This window comes from Paenibacillus sp. FSL P4-0184, assembly GCF_038004625.1.
In the GTDB taxonomy this organism is placed as follows: Bacteria; Bacillota; Bacilli; order Paenibacillales; family Paenibacillaceae; genus Paenibacillus_AQ.
The window spans coordinates 3,678,689-3,701,208 of record NZ_JBBORN010000001.1 but is presented as its reverse complement, the minus strand read 5'-3'; the positions used below and the strand labels follow the sequence as shown (position 1 = coordinate 3,701,208).

Below are 22,520 nucleotides of genomic sequence, written 5' to 3'. Positions count from 1 at the left end.
GTGAAACTTATACTTTCTTATATTTTAAAAAAGCGACGTGATCCGGTTTCCCGAGATACGCCGCCGCTTGTATGGTTGTTATTGTTATCATAACGTTGCAGTTAGGAAAGTTTGCCGTAAGCCGGGTTCTGTGCTCGTCGTGGTTCAATCGGGAACTACCCTCCCACCATAAGCGACAATCATCTATCTAGGCCGTACATTACTGCACAGCTCCAGCGACCAACCTAGACGCGCCTCAGGCTAAGGCTGCCTATTCCAATAAAGGAATCTGCTGCGTCTCATTAGGTCTTGCTCCAGATGGGGTTTACCAGGAACGAAGTCACCAGCGTTCCTCGGGGTCTCTTACACCTCGGTTCCATCCTTGCCTGTGCCGCCCTAAGGCGGCCATCGGCGGTCCATTTCTGTGGCACTATCCTTCGACTCGCGCCGACTGGACGTTATCCAGCATCCTGCCTTATGGAGCCCGGACTTTCCTCCCGTGACGTCTTCACGTCACCGGCGATTGTCTGTCAAACTTTCCGAACAACATTATATATTATACAGACATCACCTGTCTGGCACAAGTATTATTAAATGGCAATTTTATAGGAACTTAAATGGCTCCGTATTCACCTGCGAAGCATGTACAGCTGTATCGTACTTATGCTCCACCAGTTTCCCAGTCATCCACTCTGCTACTTTCTCTTTCATGATCTTCTCTGCATTATGTCCTGGATCAATCAGAGTGATCCCAGCGAGCACGGCATCCTGTGCTGTATGGTAATCAAGATCTCCCGTAACCAACACATCCGCACCGCGGAAAATAGCACTGTTATAATACTTTCCACCCGAACCGCCGAGAACAGCCGCTTTACGAATTGGACGATCCAAATCACCTACAACACGTACATGGTCAACTTTCAGACCTTTTTTTACCGTCTCAACGAATTGCCCAAGTGTGGTAGGCTCTTTGAGCTTTCCAACCCGCCCAAGCCCTAAACTGCGGCCTTTAAGATCCATCGTATACAAATCATAGGCAACCTCTTCATAAGGATGAGCCTTGAGCATAGCCTGTACCACTTTATTGCGGATATTGTGTGGCACGATTGTCTCAATACGGATCTCCTCAGCACGCTCCAGCTTCCCTTTTTCCCCGATATAAGGATCTGTGCCTTCTCCCGGAATAAAAGTCCCGTATCCCTCGATATTGAAGCTGCAATGACTATAGTTGCCGATTGCCCCTGCTCCTGCATTCAAAATGGCATCCAGTACCTTCTGATGATGATCCTTCGGCACAAACACAACCAGCTTTGACAATTGCTCGGAATGAATGTCTTTAATAGGCACTCCGTTCTCTATACCAAGAGCTTCCGCCATCCAATCGTTCATTCCACCTTCGGTAACATCCAGATTAGTATGACTGATGTATACCGCGATGTCATTTTTAATCAATTTTTCATACATTCGGCCCATTGGAGTGTCTGTTTGAATCCCTTGCAACGGACGAAAAATAATCGCATGGTGGGCAATGATTAGATTACAGCCGAGACGAATTGCCTCTTCAACGACTTCATCGTTCACATCCAGTGCAACCAGTACATTGGTTATTTCTTTCTGTAAGGAACCTAGTTGCAGACCGACTTTGTCCCAATCTTCAGCTAAATGCTTTGGAGCCAGCTGCTCCATATATTGAATTACTGTTTGTCCTTTGGCAAGCATTGCAGCACCTCCGTAATCTCCTTGATCTGTTCTCGAATTAATTTTCGTTTATTCTCCGCAGATTCGAGTTCTGAACGTGACAATGAAGTAAGAATGCCTTCCAATTTTTGAACCTCTCCCTGCCATTTGGCAAAAAACACTTCATTCGGTGCTTGAATCAGAAAAGGTCCCATCTGTAGCAAGGTCTCCTGACCACGAACCATAGCGGAATCGCCTAACGTTACCTCTCGATATACATTGGCATTTGTAATTCCGGCACCTGCATCCTCTGGTACAGCTGTTAACACCTCATATAGCTTGCCGTCTTCTTCCAGAATACTTTCAGCAATAAGAACCCAATTATTATTTAACAGCCAGCGGCGCAAAATATCCTCGCCCACATTCGGCTGAAGTACCAGTGTTGTAACATCCCTTAGCTTACCTTGACTCTGACCACGGTCTAAAATCGAGGCAATTAAAGCCCCTCCCATGCCAGCGATCGTGATACAATTAACTTCACCAGGTTCCAGTACCTCAAGGCCATCTCCTCGACGCACCGAGATTATCTTCCCTAGTCCGGCCTCTGCAACGCCCTTACAAGCAGCATCAAAGGGACCCGGGTTTACCTCACCTGCTACTGCGAATACAGCCTTACCGCTTTCTACAGCAGCCACAGGAAGCAGAGCATGATCAGAGCCGATGTCTGCCAACCTGCTTCCTTGCGGAATTTGTTCCAGCAATTGCTGAAGTCGATCTGATAATTTCACATTGTTCATGTTGCCACCCACGTTATCCATTTTTTTCGAAACAAGAACAGCAGGGCCAAGCCTACCGCAATTTTTAAAATTAGCATAAACGAAATCCACTGTGGATAATCCTGCCTCAATAAAAGAGCATCGAGTTCTGGCATCATCCATAGTGATACTCCCACTGCAAAAAAAACACTGGCAACGCCTTTAACTTTGTGATGTAATAGCCAGCTCAGCCACACCATCATTACACAGAGTGGAAGCCATAAGAGCTCAAGCTCTAGCATCGAAGCCTCAGGGCGTTTTCCACCGAAGAATCCCGCATATAATAAGGCCCAAAAAGCATAACCGCAATACTGCAGCAAGCCTATACGGAGCACAAATCCCAGAATGCACCATAACAAGCCACAAGCCCCAATTAGAATCGGTCTCCAGAGCTGAGGATCAAGATCATGCAAAGCAATCAGCCATAGCCCAAAACCAAGCGATAACACACTGCTCAGCCCCGCCAGGATAAGACTAATAACATGATTTCGGTTCCTGTAAACCGCTGAGTATCCATAACAAATAATTAATACGGATAGTGCTGTTGCAAGTTGCAAAGGCCAGGGAAAAACGCTAAAATAAAGACTAATCAAGAAAATCAAGGAAATAATTCCAAAACCAAACAGCCAAATTTTGATGTTTCCCTGCTGTAGATTCTTCAGCGAAATCGGATTGTTATCCTTCGCCGCAGCTTCATTATCATACAGGTTGGTTAAGAAGTCACAATATTGCTCTGGCAGCAATTTGTTATTTCTCCAATACTGTATCTCTTTTATAATAATTTCGCGTTTTTCCAAATTCACTGGCTCATCCTTCTTTCCAGATACACAAGGTCAGCACTTTTAGGGTCGTAATTCAAATAAAAGAACCTCCTGCTACTGAGCAGCAGAAGGTCCAGTTCATGAAATACTATTCAAGGAAATCCTTAAGCCGTTTACTGCGGCTAGGGTGACGAAGCTTACGTAATGCTTTAGCTTCAATCTGGCGAATCCGTTCGCGGGTAACACCGAATACTTTGCCCACTTCTTCAAGTGTTCTCGTCCGGCCATCATCTAGGCCAAAACGCAGACGAAGTACATTCTCTTCACGCTCCGTGAGCGTGTCCAGTACATCCTCCAGCTGTTCCTTCAGCAGTTCATAAGCTGCTGCATCCGCAGGAGCCAAGGCTTCCTGATCCTCAATGAAATCTCCCAGATGTGAATCGTCTTCTTCACCGATCGGTGTTTCGAGCGATACTGGTTCTTGGGCAATTTTCATGATTTCTCTAACTTTCTCAACCGTCAGCTCCATCTCAGCCGCAATTTCCTCTGGCGAAGGTTCACGTCCCAGTTCTTGCAGCAATTGACGAGAGACACGAATCAGCTTGTTGATCGTCTCAACCATGTGTACAGGAATACGAATCGTACGTGCCTGATCCGCAATCGCGCGGGTAATGGCCTGACGAATCCACCAAGTTGCATACGTACTAAATTTGAACCCTTTGTTATGGTCAAATTTCTCCACCGCTTTGATCAGACCCATATTACCTTCCTGAATCAAATCAAGGAACAGCATACCGCGTCCAACATAACGTTTAGCAATACTTACTACAAGACGTAGGTTCGCTTCAGCGAGACGACGTTTGGCTTCCTCGTCACCATTCTTAATACGCATAGCAAGCTCTACTTCATCGTCAGCCGACAACAGCGGAACGCGTCCAATTTCTTTTAGATACATACGGACAGGGTCATTAATCTTAATCCCTGGCGGCAGTGACAAATCATCATCAAAGCTGAACTCATCGCCCTCTTTGTCTTCATTGTCCTCATTTGGCCGGAGGCTGTTAACCTCCTCATCGTTCTCGTTTACAACTTCAATCCCCAAATCACTGAGTTGTTCATAGAACTCCTCCATTTGCTCGGGGTCTTGATCAAACGGCGATAATTTCTCCATAATATCTTTGTATAGCAATGATGATCTTTTCTTGCCTTGCTCAATAAGCTGATCCTTAACCTGATCCAAAGTAAATTCTGCTTCCAATTCAGTATGCTGATCGTTCGCCATAATTCGACTCCCTCCTCCCTAGGTACATCCTGTCAACATTTCATTGTCTCTCTAGGGCTATAATCTCACTTGCTATTTGTGCCGCACGCAAAAAGTCACCTGACTTTTCCGCCTGAATCATCTCTTCACGCTTCTGATCCATCTTGCGCTGCAGTGGGTATTTCCGTACTTCACGGATACAATCATCCAGCACCTGCATATTCCAGTCTGGAGGTGTATCCATCATGGAAATTGATGTTGCAGTTTTCTCTAGACGATCATCCTGAAGCGATGATAGAAACCGACTAATGCCGGGTGGTTTGCCTTGCGCGTAATAGGCATATAGATAAGCGGCAATTGCCGCATGATCATCGATGTTGAAATCTTCTCCGAGGCGTTCGCCCACATACGTGGCAGCTTCCGGGTCCTGAATCATAAAGGACAGTAGACGCCGTTCCGCGACATGATAAGCGGGCAGCAAAGTTGGTGTCTGCACTTGCCCTTTTTTATGCCTACCATTATTCCACCTTTTGTCGTTATTATCCCCTTCAGGGATGTTTTTTTGCATCGATGCCCTAAGTAAATTACAATCCTGCTTCAAACTATCATATGAAAGTTCCAGCTCAGAAGCGATTTCCCTTAGGTAAACCTCTCTCTCGGTCGAGGAATGTAACGAAGCAATGACCTCCAAAGCTTCTTTGACGTAGGCAATTTTGCCATCTTCCTCTAGGAGTATATGGTTTTTTTTCAGATATATAAGCTTAAATTTTATGGATGAAACCGCTGAATCAATAACCTGATCCATAAACCTTTCTCCACCATGCATTGAGATGAATTCATCTGGATCTAGCCCGCTTGGCAGTAAGGCGATCTTTACACGCAAGCCACTGCCTTCAAGCATTGGAATGGACTTCATAGCAGCTGCTTGTCCTGCCCGGTCACCGTCATAAGACAGTACAATTTCATCGGCCAGACTCTTCATCAGTGCTACATGACTTTCAGTTAAAGATGTTCCCATTGTTGCTACACCGTTATGCACACCTGCTTCCCAGGCCGAAATGACATCTCCGTATCCTTCAAAGAGGACGATTTGCCGCGTTTTGCGGATGGATGCTTTGGACTGGTGCAAATTGTATAAAATCCGGCTTTTGTTAAACAATCTACTCTCTGGAGAATTAAGATACTTGGGTTGTCCTTCACCAAAAATTCTTCCGGCAAACGCAATCACCTTGCCTGTGCGGTTCGCAATCGGAAAAATAATCCGACCACGGAAACGGTCTATATAGCCTTTACCCTCACCTCGGGCAGACAAGAGTCCACCTTTCTCCATCTCAGCAAGGTCAAAATTCCGTTTCTCCAAAAATTGTAGCAAAGTATCCCAGCGGTCCGGAGCATATCCGATCTGAAACTGGTCAATCATTTTATCGCTGAAGTTCCGGGCTCTTAAATACTCCATTGCGGCTTTGCCGTGTTCCGTATTCTTCAGCAAGTAATGATAAAACTTTGCAGACCATTCATAAGCTTGAATCAACCGATCGCGTTCCGGATCAGGAGGAGACATTAGGCCTCCCTTACCTTCAGGAACGGGAATATCACTTTCTTCAGCCATTATTTTGACGGCTTCGGGGAAGGTTAATCCTTCGATTTCCATCCTAAATTTGATGGCATTTCCACCCATGCCGCAGCCAAAGCAATGAAATACTCCCCGGTCGGGGGTAACTGTAAAGGAAGGGGTTTTCTCCGAATGGAACGGGCAGAGGCCCCATAAATATTTCCCCTGCTTGGACAAATGGACTACCTTACCGACTGTATCGACAATATCATGACGTGCAAGCACGCTTTCGATAACTTCTTCCGGAATATTCCCGTGTCCGCTAGCCACTTCAACCACCTTCAATTCTTAACAAATAAATATAATTCGCTATTGCTCCACATTCTCCTGCAAAAGTATTAAAAGTTTTGTCATTTTATGTTGAAAATATATTTTTTCTTCTGCCGTTATAGGTTTTGGACCCTTAGAATAATGTCCCCGTCTTCGTTCCACGGCCCTGGCATGCCTGCCTTCCAACATAAAATCCATTTTGGAATCGTCATATTCCTGGCCACGAAAAGAAAGAACACTGCAACGTTTCCCGAGGGCAAGTGCTGCGAGACCATAGTCCCCAGTCAATACCACATCTCCAGCAGAAATATGATTGGCAATATATAGATCGGCGCTCTGATCTCCCCGGTCCACCTGCACAACCGTTACACCCTCTTCAGCTTTCAGTGCATGGTCATAAGAAGATACCATCAGTACCGGCACACCAAAGGCGCGGCCAACTTCAGCAATCTCTTTTTTGACCGGACAAGCATCCCCATCCACGACTATAGTTCTAGACCGGGACTTCTTCTCCATGATCATCACCAATTTCCTGTGTAATATATATACGCCCTTACCGCAAGAAATCCTTCTTTCTATGCATAAATACGGAACGGATGTCAAATGACGCATTGGCACCGTTCCGTATATTTATACCCCAAACCAACATTCTATACCATAAGACACAAACTTTTCTTATAGATGTTGTTCAAAAAGCTGTCCTTTGATCAAATGTCGAATCTTGAATTCAGCCGGGAACTCCGGTGCTCAGTCGTTTACCAAACGAGCTTGCCAAAATCAGCAAACGCCTTGGAGTCAGCATCAATACCAGCTAGCAAAGCTAAACGGTTAGCACGTACCTGCTCATCCTCTGCCATAACCATAACGGAATCGAAAAATGCTGTAACAGCATCTTTTAGACCCGAGAGAATACGGAGTGCTTCTTCGGCATTATTCGCGGACATCGCTTCAAGATACGGTGTGTGCAATTCCTGCCATGTATTGTACAGCTTCAGCTCAGCATCTTCTTTAAGTAAAGAAGGATCAATCACTTCGCTGGTTGCTTTAGCTGCCAAATTACTGACACGAGTGAGTGAATCTACTGTAATTTTAAAGTCTGCTTGGTCTAACACAGCACCCATAAGCGCACGGCTTCTGCCCACAACATCTACCACGTTGTCAAAGCCAGCTGCTGTAACAGCGTCCACAACATCATAGCGTACATTGTCGGATAAAAGTCGTTTAACACGCAGACCGAAGAACTCGTACAGGTTTATACGTAGTTCATCGTCAGAATGTTTCGAATTCCCTGAATTTTTATGAATTTCAATCGCTGCTTCAAAAATCTCGCGCAGCGTAATCGGCAATTTATGCTCCAGCACGATTTGAACAATCCCAGCAGCCTGGCGACGCAGTGCGTAAGGATCCTGTGAGCCTGTTGGAATAATACCGATGGAGAAGCAACCTACAATCGTATCGATCTTGTCCGCAATGCTGACAACTGAACCGGCATCTGTCGATGGTACTGCATCACCCGCGAACCTTGGCTGATAATGCTCAAAGATTGCTTTTGCCACAGTTTCAGGTTCTCCTGCTTTGCGTGCATAATCTTCACCCATGGTGCCTTGAAGTTCTGGGAATTCATAAACCATTTGAGTCACAAGGTCGAATTTGCAAATATCAGCAGTCCGACTTACTTCAGAAAGGGTCATATCAGACAATCCCAACTTTACAGCAAGACGATCGGAGATTTGGCGAATACGACGCACTTTATCTCCAACACTGCCAAGCTCTTCATGGTAGACGATATTCTCCAATTTGGCTAGTGCATCGTCAATCTTCATCTTTTGATCTTCTTGATAGAAGAATTTGGCATCTGATAGACGAGCACGGAGTACCTTCTCATTACCCTTAGCAATAACATCCAAAGATACTGCATTCCCGTTACGCACCGTTACGAAGAAAGGTAGAAGTTTACCCGCTGCATCAAATACCGGGAAATACCGCTGATGCTCACGCATCGAAGTAATCAGCACATCCTGTGGAATGTTCAAGAAAGATGGGTCGAAGGTTCCGAACAACACGGTTGGTGTTTCAACTAGGAACAGTACTTCCTCCAAAAGATCCTCTTTGATCGCAATCGTCCAGCTTTTTTCTTCAGCCAATTGATTGATTTGTTTCAGGATCAATTCTTCCCGTTCCTTCACGTCTACAAGGACATGCTGCGCACGCATGCTCTCAACATATTGTGCAGGCTCCGAAATTATAGTCTCTGTACCCAGAAAACGATGTCCACGGCTCACATTACCCGCTTTTACATCCGTAATTTCCAAATCAATAATATCTTTCCCGAAAAGAGCAACTAACCAGCGGATCGGACGCACGAATTTAAAATCGTAAGCTCCCCAACGCATGTTTTTCGGAAAAGTCATCGCATTTACAATCCCTAAAAGCCCTTCTGAAAGAAGCGAAGCTGTCTCTACCCCAGCACTATTTCTAGTAGCATATATATACTCTACTCCAGCTAGCTCTTTGAACGTAAATTGCTCCGGAGATACACCCTGACTACGGGCAAATCCTAAAGCAGCTTTACTCCAGTCTCCGTTTGCATCCAGTGCGATTTTGCGTGATGGTCCTTTGACTTCTTCGCTGATATCTTCTTGTTTTTCAGCCGCATCCTTAACAAAAACAGCAAGACGACGTGGCGTTGCATAAGCAGTAACTCCAGCATGGGTAATCCGTGCAGAATCCAACCACTTGGATGTTCTATCTTGCAGCTGTTCCATCGCAGCGCGGATAAAACGTGCAGGAATTTCCTCCAGACCGATCTCAAACAGGATATCTTTAGACACGGTCAGCACCTTCTTTCTTCAGCAGCGGGAAGCCAAGCTTCTCGCGTTCCTCAAGATATGTTGCCGCTACAGAGCGGGCAAGATTACGCACTCGGGTAATAAATCCAGTCCGTTCAGTAACACTGATGGCTCCACGTGCATCCAGCAGATTAAAGCTATGTGAGCATTTCAACACGTAATCGTAGGCAGGGAACACAAGATGCTGCTCCATCGCTCTACGCGCTTCTTCTTCGTACATGTTGAACAGTGAAAATAGCATTTTTACATCAGATACTTCAAAGGTGTAAGTAGAATGTTCAAACTCCGGTTGATGAAAAACATCACCATAAGTCATGCCGCTAACCCATTCAAGATCAAATACATTTTCTTTATCTTGAATGTAGGATGCTAGCCGCTCCATTCCGTAAGTAATTTCTACTGCAACTGGATTGGCCTCAATTCCACCGACCTGTTGGAAGTACGTAAACTGAGTGATTTCCATACCATCTAGCCATACTTCCCATCCTAGACCTGCACAACCCAGTGAAGGGTTCTCCCAGTTATCCTCAACAAAACGGATATCATGCAAGAGCGGATCAATGCCGAGTGCTTTCAAGCTATCCAAGTAAATCTCTTGAATGTTATCAGGCGATGGTTTGATAATGACTTGAAATTGATGATGCTGATACAGACGGTTCGGATTCTCCCCATAACGTCCATCGGATGGGCGACGTGAAGGCTCTACATACGCAACTCTCCATGGTTCAGGACCTAGTGAGCGTAAAAATGTCATAGGGTTCATCGTACCGGCGCCTTTTTCAGTGTCATAAGGCTGTACGATAATACAGTTCTGTTCAGCCCAGAACTGCTGCAGCGTCAAAATCATCTGCTGAAAGTTCATAATACCGTCTCCTTCGCTTTACAAGTTTTTTAGTTCATCTTGCTTAAAACTTCTTACCATGGAGGCGGCATTTTTCGCTCCTGACAGCAACAAAAAACCCCCGCCCCCATGCCTGATTAACAGACATAGGGACGAGAGCTTAACTTATTCTCCCGCGGTTCCACCCTACTTGATTCCAATCCTTGATTCAGCAATATCACTTGCTAAAGACAAGAACGAAATCCACTTTCATTCGCCGTATCCGTACTCCCGGGTGCCATGTTCATGAACATTGTCCCGCCAGGCTCTCACTACCCCCAGCTCGCTGAATCGCGACAATATCGCTCATTACTTTCCCAATCAATGCACGTTCTCCCAAAGTGGAGCAAAACGGCGATAATCTTATAATTAAACTGTTCCTATAGTAACGGAAAAATCAGATTTCGTCAAATCTTGTACTTGTCGAGCTGATCCAGGAAATTCTGTGATTTTAGCTTTAATCCAAGCTGCACATCCATAAAGGCACGCATAATTTTTTTTAGCTCATCACGGCTGCTTTCTTTGACATCCACATTCCCTAATCTAGTTAGATCAAGTCTGGCGAATAAGCGTAGTAATTTCAACGCACGAGCAGAGACCTCCATTGCTGGAGGATCATTATGTTTACAGCTGCGGCAGAGTGCTCCACCAAGGCGAGGGCTTATCAGCAGTTGTTCATCAGGCTTTTCAGCTCCACATATCACACAGGTGTCGAATTCTGGACCATAACCGGCTGCTTGCAAAATCTTCATTTCATAAACATTTATGATAACTCCAGGTTCCTTATCTTCTTCAAGTGCGTTCAAGCAGGCCGTAAGCTGGCGAAACCAGAAGCTCCCCGTCTCCTCATCATGCAGGACTTTATCAAGCAGTTCACAAGCGTATGATGCATATGCTGCTTTAATCAAATCCTCACGCAGAGGGTGGTGAGACTTCGTGATCTCGCCGGAATTCAGCGTTCCAAGACCTCCGTTATTTCTAAAAAAAACAAATTCTCCGACGGTGAACAGCTGGATCAGTGCAGCATGGCGGCTCTTAACCTTCTTAGCACCTCGTACCAGAACTCCTACTTTCCCGGCGTTCTCGGTGCAAAGCGTAATAATTGCGTTCCCCTCGCCGTAGTCCATGCTGCGGATGACGATCCCTTCCACCCTGTGTAGCATGCCTCTTCCCCCAACCATTCGGCAAGCAACCAGTCCTTATTGCGCTTCTTCATCACAGACCTTCTCTTCTTCCACTAGCTGTAATCCACTGTCTTCAAGTGGATAGCCAGCTTCCTTGTATAGCAGGTAAGCATCGACGTCTCCTGTCATTGCAAAATACTTCCACGAAAAGTTTCGCATTCGTATTCATCCTTTCTTGGGAAAGACGATGTCTCTTCAAGAATTAGGATGTGCGATGAGCCAGGTTCTATCCTTGCAATTCCTGCCAAACGAGGAATGACGGATAAAGATCTTAAAGGTCTTTATGGAAGCCCAAATCCCGCAGAACGCGGTCCTGATTACGCCAGTCTTTTTTCACTTTTACCCATAGCTCCAGAAAAATCTTCGAACCCAAAAGGTTCTCAATGTCTGTCCGAGCACGTCTGCCAACCTCTTTCAGCAGCGCACCTTGCTTACCGATAATGATCCCCTTCTGAGAATCACGTTCAACAAAAATAACGGCAGACACATGCACTACACCATTCGGCTCAACCCTCATATCTTCGATAGCCACAGCAATGGAATGCGGTACTTCTTCGCGCGTCAAATGCAGAATCTTCTCACGAATTAGTTCTGCGCACACAAATTGCTCAGGGTGATCCGTAATTTGATCTTCTGGGTAGTATTGCGGACCTTCTGGTAAATACTTAGCGACTTGCTCTAACAGCGTGTTAACATTGCTACCCATCTTAGCAGAAATTGGAATGATTTCAGCAAAGTTATGCAGCTTGTTGTACTGAGCCATAAGTGGGAGCAATGCTTCCGGCTCTATTTTATCGATCTTGTTGAGTACAAGAATAACTGGCGTCTTAAGTCCGTTTAATTGCTCAGCAATGTATCGGTCTCCACCGCCCAAACCATCTGCAGCATCCACAAGGAACAGTACAGCCTCAACTTCACCCAGCGTGCTCATTGCAGTTTGGTTCATGTAGTCGCCTAGCTTGGACTGTCTTTTATGAATACCTGGTGTATCCAGGAACACGATTTGCGAATTATTCGTTGTATAGACCCCATGGATTTTGTTTCTAGTGGTCTGTGGCTTATCCGACATGATTGCAATCTTCTGTCCAATAACCTGGTTCATGAGTGTCGATTTGCCTACGTTCGGTCTGCCGATAATTGCGACAAAGCCTGATTTGAATTTCATATTATCTTCCTTCCATACTTTCCTTCTAGTTCAATCTTTTTCAATCATTAAATCTTTTTTAAAGCTTTTTCGATCCCCCTAAATCCCCCTTAGCCAAGGGGGACCCCAAGGGCCCCGGCCCTCTGGACACCCGGAAATAGGCGTACCTGCAACGTTCGGCGGGATTAGAGAGACGGTCGTGCATGAGCGCTTTCGTTTATTAACACGGTTCGCATTAAGCTCACCATGGATAAAGATTACTGTGATGCAGCTTACAGGCAGGGTTTCAAGTTACGATGTGCAAAGAATCGCTAGCGGCTTCGCCGTGGCGCTTACCTCGTAATGTTACTCTAACAACATATAATTTGCATCATTCTAGCTTAATTGATGATGACTGCACATTTAATTGTACTTTGTACAACTAATTTGAGTTTGAGTTTATGTTTTGGTGTTTTAGTTGTATTCTGTGCAATTAAATCCTGTCTTAAGAGCCAAATATGGACTATATCATAAATTTAATTGCACTATCTGCAACTAAATTCATTGTTGTGCGAAAGAGTAGCATTTAACTGTACATTGTGCAATTAAAGTAGCAACCTTCGTCTAACTATACCTGATTTGCTTTTAAACAGGCATTAAATCAAACTCTCATTTTACTCTGGAGCTTGTCCTTGCTTCAGATCTACGGGACCAAAAGCGCCGGGAAGTAATTCTCCCACCGTCGTTTCAACAATATCGCCCTTCATGTTTCCAAGGATAACCTTCATGTCGGGTGAACACAACTCAATTAGAACTTGGCGGCATACACCACAAGGAGATACGGGGCCATCGGAATCGGCAACAACGGCAATTGCCTTGAAAGAACCGATAGCATGACCGTCAGCGATGGCACGGAATAACGCGGTGCGCTCTGCACAATTGGTTGGGCCAAAAGCAGCATTTTCTACATTACATCCGTGATGAATATGACCGTCCTGATCAAGAAGGGCGGCTCCAACTCCGAATCGGGAGTAAGGAATATATGCCTTAGCACGTGCTTTAATCGCTTCTTGCATAAGAAGAGCGGAATCCATATTTGGGTCCTCCTAAAGTTTTGTTAGCGCTACATCGTGGAATCACTTCGTACAAAACTCGCTTCCTAAACATCCAGTAACCAAAGAGGCGGAATCGCAAAACGCGGGTCCGCCTCTCCCCTGAATTGAATTGTAACCTGATTATGACATAAGTCCGGTAATCCAGTCCATCACCGGGTGGTAAAAAACATAGACCCCGACTAAGACAGCAAACACCGCCGTAAGAAGCACAGCTCCTGCGGCGGTATCTTTTGCTCTCTTAGCCAGTGGGTGAATCTCCGGCGAGATCAAGTCTACCGTCGCTTCAATTGCTGTATTGAGCAACTCGGCGGTTAAGACAAGCGTGATTGAGAAGAGCAGCAACATCCAACTGGCCAGCGGAAGTCTGAACACGGCAGCGGCAACAAGTACAACCACAGCCAAACAGCAATGCACCTTCATGTTAAGCTCGGATTTGAATGCCGACACGATGCCTTGCGATGCAAACCGAAAAGAGTGCCAGAACTTCTTATGTCCTACCGCCGTGTTCTTCACCATTAGCGAGTCAACCCAACCTGAGCTAGTACTTTCTCTTGCTTAGACATCATTTCAGCCTCTGAAGCTTCATCCTGATGATCATATCCTAACAAATGCAGAAATCCGTGCACAAAGAGGAAACCAAGCTCACGCTCCAGCGAATGACCATATTCCTGCGCTTGCTCCTGAGCACGAGTTACGGAAATGATGATATCTCCCAGTACATCCGGAACATCTTCCAGTGCTTCGCCTTCTTCTACTTCGTATATAATGTCCAGCTCGTCCTCTCCGCTTTCATTCATCGCAAAAGAAAGTACGTCCGTCGGACGGTCAATTCCCCGGTATTCCAAGTTCAACTCATGAATACGAGTGTTATCGACAAAAGTAAGCGCAACCTCTCCCTGATCGATCCCTTCCGCTTCACCTGCTTTTTGCAAAATGCTCTCCAGCAGTGCTATGAGATCGTCCTTTATCTCGTATTCTTCTTGCTCGTTATCCCAAACGATCTCCAAACTCATGGGTTAGCTGCCCCTTCCTCTTTTTTCGGCTTACGCACATCTTCTGGGTATTCGATCCGTGAATGGAAAATCCCCATGACCGTTTCTTTCAGCGTCCGTGCAATAATGTCCAATTCTTTAATCGTTAAATCACATTCGTCAAACTGATGATCATCCAGTCGACTTTTAATAATTTTCTCAATCATCGTTTCCACCTGAAGGACGGTTGGTTTGCGCAAGGATCGCACCGCAGCTTCAACACTGTCGGCAATTCCTACAACAGCCGATTCCTTCGACTGGGCTTTCGGGCCAGGATAACGGAAATCTTCCTCGGTAAAATCAGGCTCTACACCTTTTTCTTCCGCCAGCTTCAGGGCTTTATGGTAAAAATAATGCAGGAACGTCGTCCCATGATGCTGCTCAGCAATATCACGAATCGGTTTGGGCAGCTTATATTCTCGTTGCATCTCCACCCCATCGCGGGCGTGAGCTACAATGATAGATTTACTAAGCTTCGGTTCAATAGAATCATGTGGGTTTTCCATATTATTCTGATTTTCAATAAAATAAAACGGACGTTTTGTTTTACCAATATCATGATAATACGATCCTACCCGGCACAATAGGCCGTCTGCTCCAATCGCTTCTGCGGCCGCTTCTGACAGGTTACCTACCATTACGCTATGGTGATAGGTTCCTGGTGTTTCCGTAAGAAGCTTGCGCAATAAGGGATGGTTCGGATTAGACAACTCTACCAGCTTCAGGGCAGATAGAATACCAAAGGTAGCTTCAAAGAAAGGCATCAGACCAATCACAAGCACTGCAGTCAAAAGTCCACTCGCAAAAGCAAAACCAACGGCATACAGCGTGCTTACATCTTTCCATTCACCACCAGCTAAGAGGGTCAGCATAAAGACGGTCACACAGCCAAAAAGGGATACCATAATCCCGCCTTTTAATAATGTGGAACGCTGGCCTGCACGATGAGTGGCAAAAATAGCTACATAACAAACAACAATTGAAAAGAAGCCAAAGGTAAAATCAAACACCGAATTCTGCTGAACATTCAAAATGATACTGGCGAGTATACTGATCAGAATAGAACAGAAATACGCTAATGTCATATCCAGAAGCATGGTAATCAGCATAGCACCAATGGCTACTGGAGCCAGATACCCGAGATAGGAATGGACATCCGTCTGCAAAATTGCGGTCAACCGCATGGAGATGATCGTAATAACAAACACAAGCACCAGCATTAATAACTGGGAATTATTATACTTGAAGCCCGCGGTTCCGCCAGAGTAACGGATAAACACCATTAGACCCGCAGATAGCATGGTAGCAAGTAATAGCAATCCAACCTGAGGCCAATAGTTGACCTCATTGCTTAGCAGGCCATTCTCATCCAATAGGGCGTACAGCTCAGGGGTGATTTTTTGCCCTTTAGCGACAAGAACCTCCCCTTGCTCAATAAACACATCAGGTGTGTTCTCACGAGCCTGTACCTTCGCTTCCTTCGTTGCATCTTCGTCATAGAACTTATTGCTTGTAATAACGAGCCGGACTAACTCTTGCACAACCTCACGCGCCGTACGCTGACTCAGAGAGCTGATACTGACCTGCTCCGCCACTTTGGCACGGGCAGTCTGGGCGTCCGTGATTTGATCGTTCATCAGCCTAGTCACAATATCACGAGCGACAGGCTTCATTTCGATAATGTCCTGAGAGGTTAGTCGCGGAATCTTAATGTAAGTTTCATCTGGAATGACATAGGTCTGCTCTTTTATGACAGATTGCATTTCCTCCAAAAGATGATCGGAATAAGTGCCTCCACCCCGATTTGAGGCTATGAAATTCAAAATAAAATCATTGGCTCTCTGCGGGATCTCATCACGATAAATCTCAGTCTTATCGCTTTGCGAAATCAAATCATCCTGATTCAGGCGATCAATCCGGTCCAGCAGCGATGTCACAAGATTATCGGCCCTCATCGGGATGATTTTATACTTTGGAGATACACCTTCGGCCGCTTCTTCCGCCGCCTTTAGTGTTGCCTTCTTGTCCAAAATTTGCTTGGGCGCTGTTATCTCCTTAGCGCTGAGCGTATTCTCTTTAATATCGTACCGCTTAGGGAGTAACTCGGGCGACAGACTAAAGTAGAACACAAGTCCGAGTAACAGGAAAAGAGCATAGCGTGTCGCCGCGCTATACTTCCATCCGTTGTTCGTATATACAAATCCGCTTAATTTAGATGGTTGCTTTGAAGCCATGAAGACAATCCCCTTTATTGGAGGTTTTCGGCAGAGCGGTCATAGGCAACGATAATTTTCTGCACCAGGGAATGCCGTACTACATCCTGCTCCGCAAAATAAACAAAACCGAGTTCTTCTATGCCGGATAAAATCGCTTTAGCCTCAATCAAACCGGATTTCTTGCCGCGAGGCAGGTCAATCTGGGTAACGTCACCCGTAATCACCATTTTGGACCCGAAGCCGAGTCGAGTCAAAAACATTTTCATTTGCTCAGGCGTTGTATTCTGGGCTTCATCCAAAATAATAAATGAATCATCCAGCGTACGACCACGCATATAAGCGAGCGGAGCAATTTCAATCAATCCCCGTTCAAGTGCCTTAGCCACCTGATCGGGCCCCATAACGTCGTATAAGGCATCATATAACGGACGAAGGTATGGATCTACCTTTTCTTGCAAATCCCCTGGGAGGAACCCTAGACTCTCTCCTGCTTCTACTGCTGGGCGCGTAAGAATGATACGCTTAACAGAACCTTCTTTAAGTGCCGTAACTGCAAGCACTACCGCCAAGTAGGTCTTACCCGTTCCTGCAGGACCGATTCCGAATACAATATCACGCTTCTTGATCGTTGTCACATAATGCTTCTGGCCAATCGTTTTGACACGGATAGGCTTTCCACGAAAAGTTGTTGTAATTTCTCCCTTGAACAAATCGAGCAATTGATCGACTCGAAAGTCTTTCGCCAGCTCCACAGCGTACTGTACATCACGTTCAGTAAGTATGTAACCGCTCCGAATGAGGGACAGTAACACATTAAACAATTGTCCCAGCATGTCTACTTCCCGCTCCGCACCACGTATCGTTAACTCTGCTTCACGGGAATCAATAATAGCAGGAATTTCACTCTCGATGATTTTTAGGAATCCATCTTGCGGGCCGAACAGCGATTGCGCTTCTCCCGCATTTTGCAAAGTAATACGAATGCTTGCAGTCTGTTCTGACAAGTAGCCTCATTCTCCTCAATTGTTTACTATTGGCAGTTCTTCGGAAATTTTTTCTTCTACTTCAAAGATCACTTTCATATAAACTTTACCATTCTCTTTCTTCTCATGCAAAACTTTTTGACTTTTGATGACGCTATCAACGCCATAACGTGCCAAAATATCATTCTTCGCTCGCTCTATTCCCTTTTCAAATCCAGCCTCTGGAGTTAATGTCTCACTTGTTTCACTAATCTCCATTTCTTTCTCAGTCATTAGGCCCAGCGGCAGCTTAATGGACCGCCAGGACAGCGGATCGTGCTCAGTAAGTGTTCGTGATTTCTCAAAAGGAGAATCGCCATAACCCCATAGCTGGATAGCCCATTTACCAAGCACCAGATAGGTTCGGTCCTTACGCTCCCCTGTATATGAGCTATTTGTTGTTGTAAGAGGCACTTCTACATTGTATTCATGCCACACTAGACCCTTAACCTCACCTTTAGCCACCACATACTGTACATTCTCTTCGTCGCCTAAAGCACCCGAGATCAGGATATCCCCTTTTTTAACCCGTGAGTTACGAGCCACAACCGGTCTGCCCTGCTCCGCATATATTTCAGTTACCACCGCATCTGTTCTGCTAATCAAATGCCGCTGACTAAGTAGAGGTTTGATATCCGGCTGTTTAGATTCTACCACCTGAATTTTAATGCTCGTCCCCGTCCGCTGCACCCCTATCCATGAAACGCCGGGTAATTGGGCTAGGAGCCCCTTAGAGAGCTTGTCCGGCTCATCCAGACGCCATATCCATTGAAAAGGATACACCCCCTCCTGGCGAGCAGCTGCCAATATATCCTCGGAGGCAATTTTTTCATTTCCCTCGACTCTAATGCTCCACACCATCGTAGATAACATAAAGAGCATAATCCCGAATATCAATATTCCCATGCCAAAAAATTTACGTTTCCAAAGCCGCGCCATCAAAAAAGGCAGTCCGCTTCTTCCTGTAACGTGCATCCGACAGCCTGTCTTCTTTAAAATCGGACGGAGGACATAAAAATCATTCAGAAGCAGCTTAAGGGAAGCGCCGCCCTCCGCGGGCCTCACATCCCAAATCACTATACCTGCTTCAGAAATGACATTAATGAATCTCTCCACCTGAGGCCCCGTCACATGCAGTGTAACGAATCCCCGCAGTGATGAAAGAGGTGGTTCCTTCATGATTTCCCCTCGCTTTCTTTATATCTGATCTCTCCGATAATGCCTTCTACCGCCAGCTCCTGACCAAGAATATTGCGAATGACAAGATCCTCGCCTGTGATTTCAAGCGATCCTTTAGCTAACGCGAGCTTAAGCTGGCCTGAGGAAAAATGCAGCACGCCGCGATGATTCTCGATATACAGTTCCTTATTGCCGATCAGGGTGATCCGGGGCATTTCCTGTAGTAAGTCCTGTGGTAAATCCAACACCCCGTTTGTCCATCCCCGCAGCCTGCGGCCAATACGGGTCATAAGTAGACGCTCCCCCTTCCTGCCTTCTGTACACCTTATGCGGCAACGCTTTTGTTTATGAGAAGAACTCATAAAGGAGCACCTTTCAGGTATAAAAAACATAAAAAAGCCTCAGCTTTCCTATCGTTAAGATAAGAAAGCTAAGGCTTAATTGTTACTTGACCGAAAATTACGATCTTCGGGAGGAATGCGGCTGGCGAGCACGCGGAGGTCCTAGAATCTCCGCCCAAACCACACCATTACGCAGCTCATCCCTATTCCCTGTTCTATTTGACTGAACATCTGTATCAGGGGATGAACTCTTCGTCTTCTTCGACCTGGGATCTGCTCCAGCTATTCCATCAAAAGCAGATTGAAGACGCCGCACCTCTTCCTGCATTCTTTGTGTGCGTAACTCAACTCCGTCATCAGCATGCTCCAAAGACATACCTTCTCCAGTAGAATAATCTGGTGTCGGGATGTACGCAGGCTCTGGAAAGGCAGGTGATGCGTCATACTCACGGGAGGATGTAGTAACAGGAGCAGGAAACCCGCTACCAGACAGTTCTGGCTGATCTCTGTTCCCGTCTACATCCTTATTACGGTGGAGAGGATTCCCGTCTCCTCCGCCAAAGGTCGGCATCCCTCCGCGTGTAGTACCTTTGGGTTTGTTCTTCGTAGCTTTGTTCACATTGGATACAATCGCGAAGATAATAACCGCAACAATATAGATCCAGCTCATGGAGATTCACATCCCCTTTTATTTATTATTGTTAGGACGGTTATTATCGTCCTGATCATTCATTTTGCCGAGGGAACCGCGCATTTGGGTATCTGCCTCGATATTTTTGATGTTCATGTAGTCCATCACACCGATTTGACCATTTCTGAGTGCCTCAGCCATCGCCATAGGCACCTGAGATTCAGCTTCCACAACCAGCGCCTTCATCTCAACTACACGCGCTTTCATCTCTTGCTCATGAGCGACAGCCATTGCTCTGCGTTCTTCTGCCTTAGCTTGTGCAATACGTTTATCCGCTTCTGCTTGTTCGGTTTGAAGATACGCACCGATGTTCTTGCCTACATCGATATCCGCAATATCAATAGAGAGGATCTCAAAAGCAGTACCTGAATCCAGACCTTTCGACAATACCGTCCGAGAAATCAAATCCGGGTTTTCCAAGACATCTTTATGTGAATCACTTGAACCTACTGTCGTTACAATCCCTTCACCAACACGGGCAATGATTGTTTCTTCACCCGCACCACCCACGAGACGGTCGATATTGGCACGTACAGTTACACGTGCTTTTACCTTAACTTCAATCCCGTTTTTAGCGACAGCCGCAACAACTGGTGTTTCAATTACACGAGGGTTAACGCTCATTTGCACAGCCTGAAGCACATCGCGTCCTGCAAGATCAATAGCCGCTGCGCGTGTAAATTCCAAAGGAATATCTGCACGTTGTGCTGCAATAAGCGCATTAACCACCCGGTCTACGTTACCACCTGCGAGATAGTGGCTCTCCAGTTGATTAATATTCAGTCCAAGACCTGCCTTAGTCGCTTTAATCATTGGATTAACGATTCGACTTGGTGTTACACGACGCAGTCTCATCGCTACTAGGGTAATAATACTAATCCTAACCCCTGACGCCAGTGCAGAAATCCAGAGCATGACCGGGAAGAAGCTTAAAAAGACACTCAACAAAATGACTACGACTACCGCAATCAACAAAAAAGTAATTAAAGATGCTTCCATAACTTTACAACCTCCAGTAAATTATTGTGGAGCTACTATTCGCCATACCCTTTATCTTTTACCTTATTCCTTAATTTCCTTCACCACAATCCGTCCGCCCTCAACTTTCACAACAGAGACCGGTGCATTAACGCTAATAAAGCTGCCTTCAGTAACGACATCTACTCGCTCGCCGCCAATCATAGCCGTTCCGGATGGACGAAGTGGAGTAATACTGTTTCCTATAGCTCCAACTAAGCTTAACTTTTCTTCAACAGGTACAAATCCCTGATCTTTAGAGAGCGTATCCTTTAAAATAAACCTATTCCAAATTCCACGTTCTTTAAATGCGACAGCCACAATCACAATGACTACTGTTGCAGCCGCGAATGCGATACCGAGACTAAACAATGCATGTGTGAAGCTGTATGCTGCGCGTACGACACCTGCCACAAGGCTCACGGAACCAAGTATCCCCAATATCCCAAAGCTCGGCACGAATAGCTCCAGCACAAGCATGACAAGTCCGATTATGAACAAAAGCCAAGTCTCTGATCCGGCAAACCCTGCTACAGAATTTCCGAAAAAATATAAAACAAAGGCTAATGTCCCAATAATCCCAGGTGCACCGAAGCCCGGAACGATCAACTCAATCACAATGCCTGTGATCCCGATGAATAGCAAAATCGTCATAATAATCGGATTCGTCAGAAATTGCGACATTTTCTCGGCACCCGTATGCTCCACACGAAAAATGTCATCTGTAGTATAACCTAACCAAGTAATCGCCTCTTCTGGAGTGGTTGTAATTTGATCAGCATAACCAGCTTTTAAAGCTTCGTCACTAGACAAGGCAATAATTTCGCCCTGCGCTTTAGATACGCCAAGATCTGGCTTATCCACAACCAAATTACTATCGACCATTCCCGCAGCAATATCAGGATCACGCTCATTTAGAGCAGCGGCTCCAATCATTTTTGATTTCCAGTAGGAGACCATCTTCGCGTCATCTACTTTCTGGCCGCTACTATCTACTAGAGATGCAGAACCGATCATGCTGCCCGGCTTCATGATGATTGCACCTGCGTTAAGTGCTATGTAACTGCCTGCGGAAGCGGCATCACCTTTAATAAAAGCAGCCGTAGGTATGTCACTATCTCTTACCATCGTCCCAATCTGTTCTGCTGAACTCACCAGTCCACCCGGTGTATCGACCTCCAGTACAATTAGAACCGCTCCATAATTAGCAGCTTCTGCGAACCCTCTTTCCAAAAAGCTTTGCAGACCTCTTTCAATTTTCTGATCAACCGGAATAATAAACACAGGGCCTTTCTTCATCTCACCATTCGCAGCCTTTGGTGCTTTTGGTACCGTTACATCAGCGCTGACGTTCGGGATAAACGGCGTTAAGAGCAATAGCAGTAAAACAACTGGAATGCTGGCTAACATAATTTTCCGTATTCTTTTCAATGTTTTTACCTCCCTTCTTCAACTTGACCCGGGACACATAAACTTTATTACGTTGTAAGCGTAATT

At 45.6% G+C, this 22,520-nt stretch carries 21 protein-coding genes and 1 other RNA gene; all 22 read right to left on the bottom strand.

From position 1 onward, the window contains the following. Window positions 1–102: 102 nt before the first annotated feature. The 22 genes from rnpB to MKY52_RS16025 all read right to left on the bottom strand — a co-directional run bounded on the left by rnpB (window position 103) and on the right by MKY52_RS16025 (window position 22,433). An RNA gene (rnpB, locus tag MKY52_RS16130) (RNase P RNA component class A) lies at window positions 103–518 on the bottom strand. 64 nt (window positions 519–582) lie between these two features. Further along, window positions 583–1,698: a Nif3-like dinuclear metal center hexameric protein gene (locus tag MKY52_RS16125; RefSeq protein WP_076284780.1), complete on the bottom strand. Its 1,116-nt coding sequence runs from the start codon at window positions 1,696–1,698 to the stop codon at window positions 583–585. Further along, window positions 1,674–2,444 carry a tRNA (adenine(22)-N(1))-methyltransferase gene (locus MKY52_RS16120; protein ID WP_341053432.1) on the bottom strand — a complete coding sequence of 257 codons (771 nt, stop codon included), beginning with the start codon at window positions 2,442–2,444 and terminating at the stop codon, window positions 1,674–1,676. Before MKY52_RS16120 ends, MKY52_RS16125 begins: the two co-directional genes overlap by 25 nt. A 5-nt stretch (window positions 2,445–2,449) precedes the next feature. Then, the gene (locus MKY52_RS16115; RefSeq protein ID WP_341052274.1) at window positions 2,450–3,274 is read right to left on the bottom strand and encodes a hypothetical protein; all 825 of its coding nucleotides are present in this window, start codon (window positions 3,272–3,274) and stop codon (window positions 2,450–2,452) included. Window positions 3,275–3,380: 106 nt separating this feature from the next. Beyond that, window positions 3,381–4,514 carry an RNA polymerase sigma factor RpoD gene (gene rpoD, locus MKY52_RS16110; RefSeq protein ID WP_042130309.1) on the bottom strand — a complete coding sequence of 378 codons (1,134 nt, stop codon included), beginning with the start codon at window positions 4,512–4,514 and terminating at the stop codon, window positions 3,381–3,383. A gap of 40 nt (window positions 4,515–4,554) precedes the next feature. Continuing rightward, window positions 4,555–6,375, bottom strand: a complete 1,821-nt coding sequence (dnaG, locus tag MKY52_RS16105) for a DNA primase (RefSeq protein ID WP_042190927.1) — start codon at window positions 6,373–6,375, stop codon at window positions 4,555–4,557. A gap of 39 nt (window positions 6,376–6,414) precedes the next feature. Continuing rightward, the gene (locus MKY52_RS16100) at window positions 6,415–6,891 is read right to left on the bottom strand and encodes a YaiI/YqxD family protein (RefSeq protein ID WP_042194373.1); all 477 of its coding nucleotides are present in this window, start codon (window positions 6,889–6,891) and stop codon (window positions 6,415–6,417) included. Window positions 6,892–7,130: 239 nt separating this feature from the next. Further along, a complete protein-coding gene (glyS, locus tag MKY52_RS16095) occupies window positions 7,131–9,206 on the bottom strand; it encodes a glycine--tRNA ligase subunit beta (RefSeq protein ID WP_341052271.1) in 2,076 nt (691 codons plus the stop codon). Next, window positions 9,199–10,086 (bottom strand): glycine--tRNA ligase subunit alpha, encoded by an 888-nt coding sequence (gene glyQ / locus MKY52_RS16090; RefSeq protein WP_042130314.1) that lies wholly within the window; start codon window positions 10,084–10,086, stop codon window positions 9,199–9,201. The genes glyS and glyQ overlap by 8 nt, the downstream gene beginning before the upstream one ends. Before the next feature lie 425 nt (window positions 10,087–10,511). Further along, window positions 10,512–11,267: a DNA repair protein RecO gene (gene recO, locus MKY52_RS16085; protein ID WP_042190931.1), complete on the bottom strand. Its 756-nt coding sequence runs from the start codon at window positions 11,265–11,267 to the stop codon at window positions 10,512–10,514. 36 nt (window positions 11,268–11,303) lie between these two features. After that, window positions 11,304–11,447: a YqzL family protein gene (locus MKY52_RS16080; protein WP_076117313.1), complete on the bottom strand. Its 144-nt coding sequence runs from the start codon at window positions 11,445–11,447 to the stop codon at window positions 11,304–11,306. Window positions 11,448–11,559: 112 nt separating this feature from the next. Next, window positions 11,560–12,453: a GTPase Era gene (gene era / locus MKY52_RS16075; protein ID WP_042190933.1), complete on the bottom strand. Its 894-nt coding sequence runs from the start codon at window positions 12,451–12,453 to the stop codon at window positions 11,560–11,562. A gap of 632 nt (window positions 12,454–13,085) precedes the next feature. Further along, window positions 13,086–13,505, bottom strand: coding sequence for a cytidine deaminase (locus tag MKY52_RS16070; protein ID WP_149647613.1), 420 nt, complete (start codon window positions 13,503–13,505; stop codon window positions 13,086–13,088). A gap of 141 nt (window positions 13,506–13,646) precedes the next feature. Continuing rightward, on the bottom strand, window positions 13,647–14,042 hold the full coding sequence (locus tag MKY52_RS16065; RefSeq protein WP_042190936.1) for a diacylglycerol kinase family protein: 396 nt from the start codon (window positions 14,040–14,042) through the stop codon (window positions 13,647–13,649). Then, complete coding sequence (gene ybeY / locus MKY52_RS16060; RefSeq protein ID WP_076117315.1) at window positions 14,042–14,539, bottom strand: rRNA maturation RNase YbeY; 498 nt, start codon at window positions 14,537–14,539, stop codon at window positions 14,042–14,044. The genes MKY52_RS16065 and ybeY overlap by 1 nt, the downstream gene beginning before the upstream one ends. Then, entirely contained in the window at window positions 14,536–16,791 is a 2,256-nt protein-coding gene (locus MKY52_RS16055) for an HD family phosphohydrolase (protein WP_341052270.1), read from the bottom strand. Before MKY52_RS16055 ends, ybeY begins: the two co-directional genes overlap by 4 nt. Window positions 16,792–16,805: 14 nt before the next feature. After that, window positions 16,806–17,777, bottom strand: coding sequence for a PhoH family protein (locus MKY52_RS16050; RefSeq protein ID WP_042190944.1), 972 nt, complete (start codon window positions 17,775–17,777; stop codon window positions 16,806–16,808). Window positions 17,778–17,792: 15 nt separating this feature from the next. Continuing rightward, entirely contained in the window at window positions 17,793–18,974 is a 1,182-nt protein-coding gene (gene yqfD / locus MKY52_RS16045; RefSeq protein WP_341052268.1) for a sporulation protein YqfD, read from the bottom strand. Further along, on the bottom strand, window positions 18,971–19,264 hold the full coding sequence (gene yqfC, locus MKY52_RS16040; protein ID WP_060621997.1) for a sporulation protein YqfC: 294 nt from the start codon (window positions 19,262–19,264) through the stop codon (window positions 18,971–18,973). Before yqfC ends, yqfD begins: the two co-directional genes overlap by 4 nt. A 169-nt stretch (window positions 19,265–19,433) precedes the next feature. Beyond that, a complete protein-coding gene (locus tag MKY52_RS16035; RefSeq protein ID WP_076299665.1) occupies window positions 19,434–19,985 on the bottom strand; it encodes a hypothetical protein in 552 nt (183 codons plus the stop codon). 18 nt (window positions 19,986–20,003) lie between these two features. Beyond that, a complete protein-coding gene (gene floA, locus MKY52_RS16030; RefSeq protein ID WP_042190951.1) occupies window positions 20,004–21,005 on the bottom strand; it encodes a flotillin-like protein FloA in 1,002 nt (333 codons plus the stop codon). Window positions 21,006–21,068: 63 nt separating this feature from the next. After that, a complete protein-coding gene (locus MKY52_RS16025; RefSeq protein ID WP_149647677.1) occupies window positions 21,069–22,433 on the bottom strand; it encodes an NfeD family protein in 1,365 nt (454 codons plus the stop codon). Window positions 22,434–22,520: the final 87 nt, after the last annotated feature.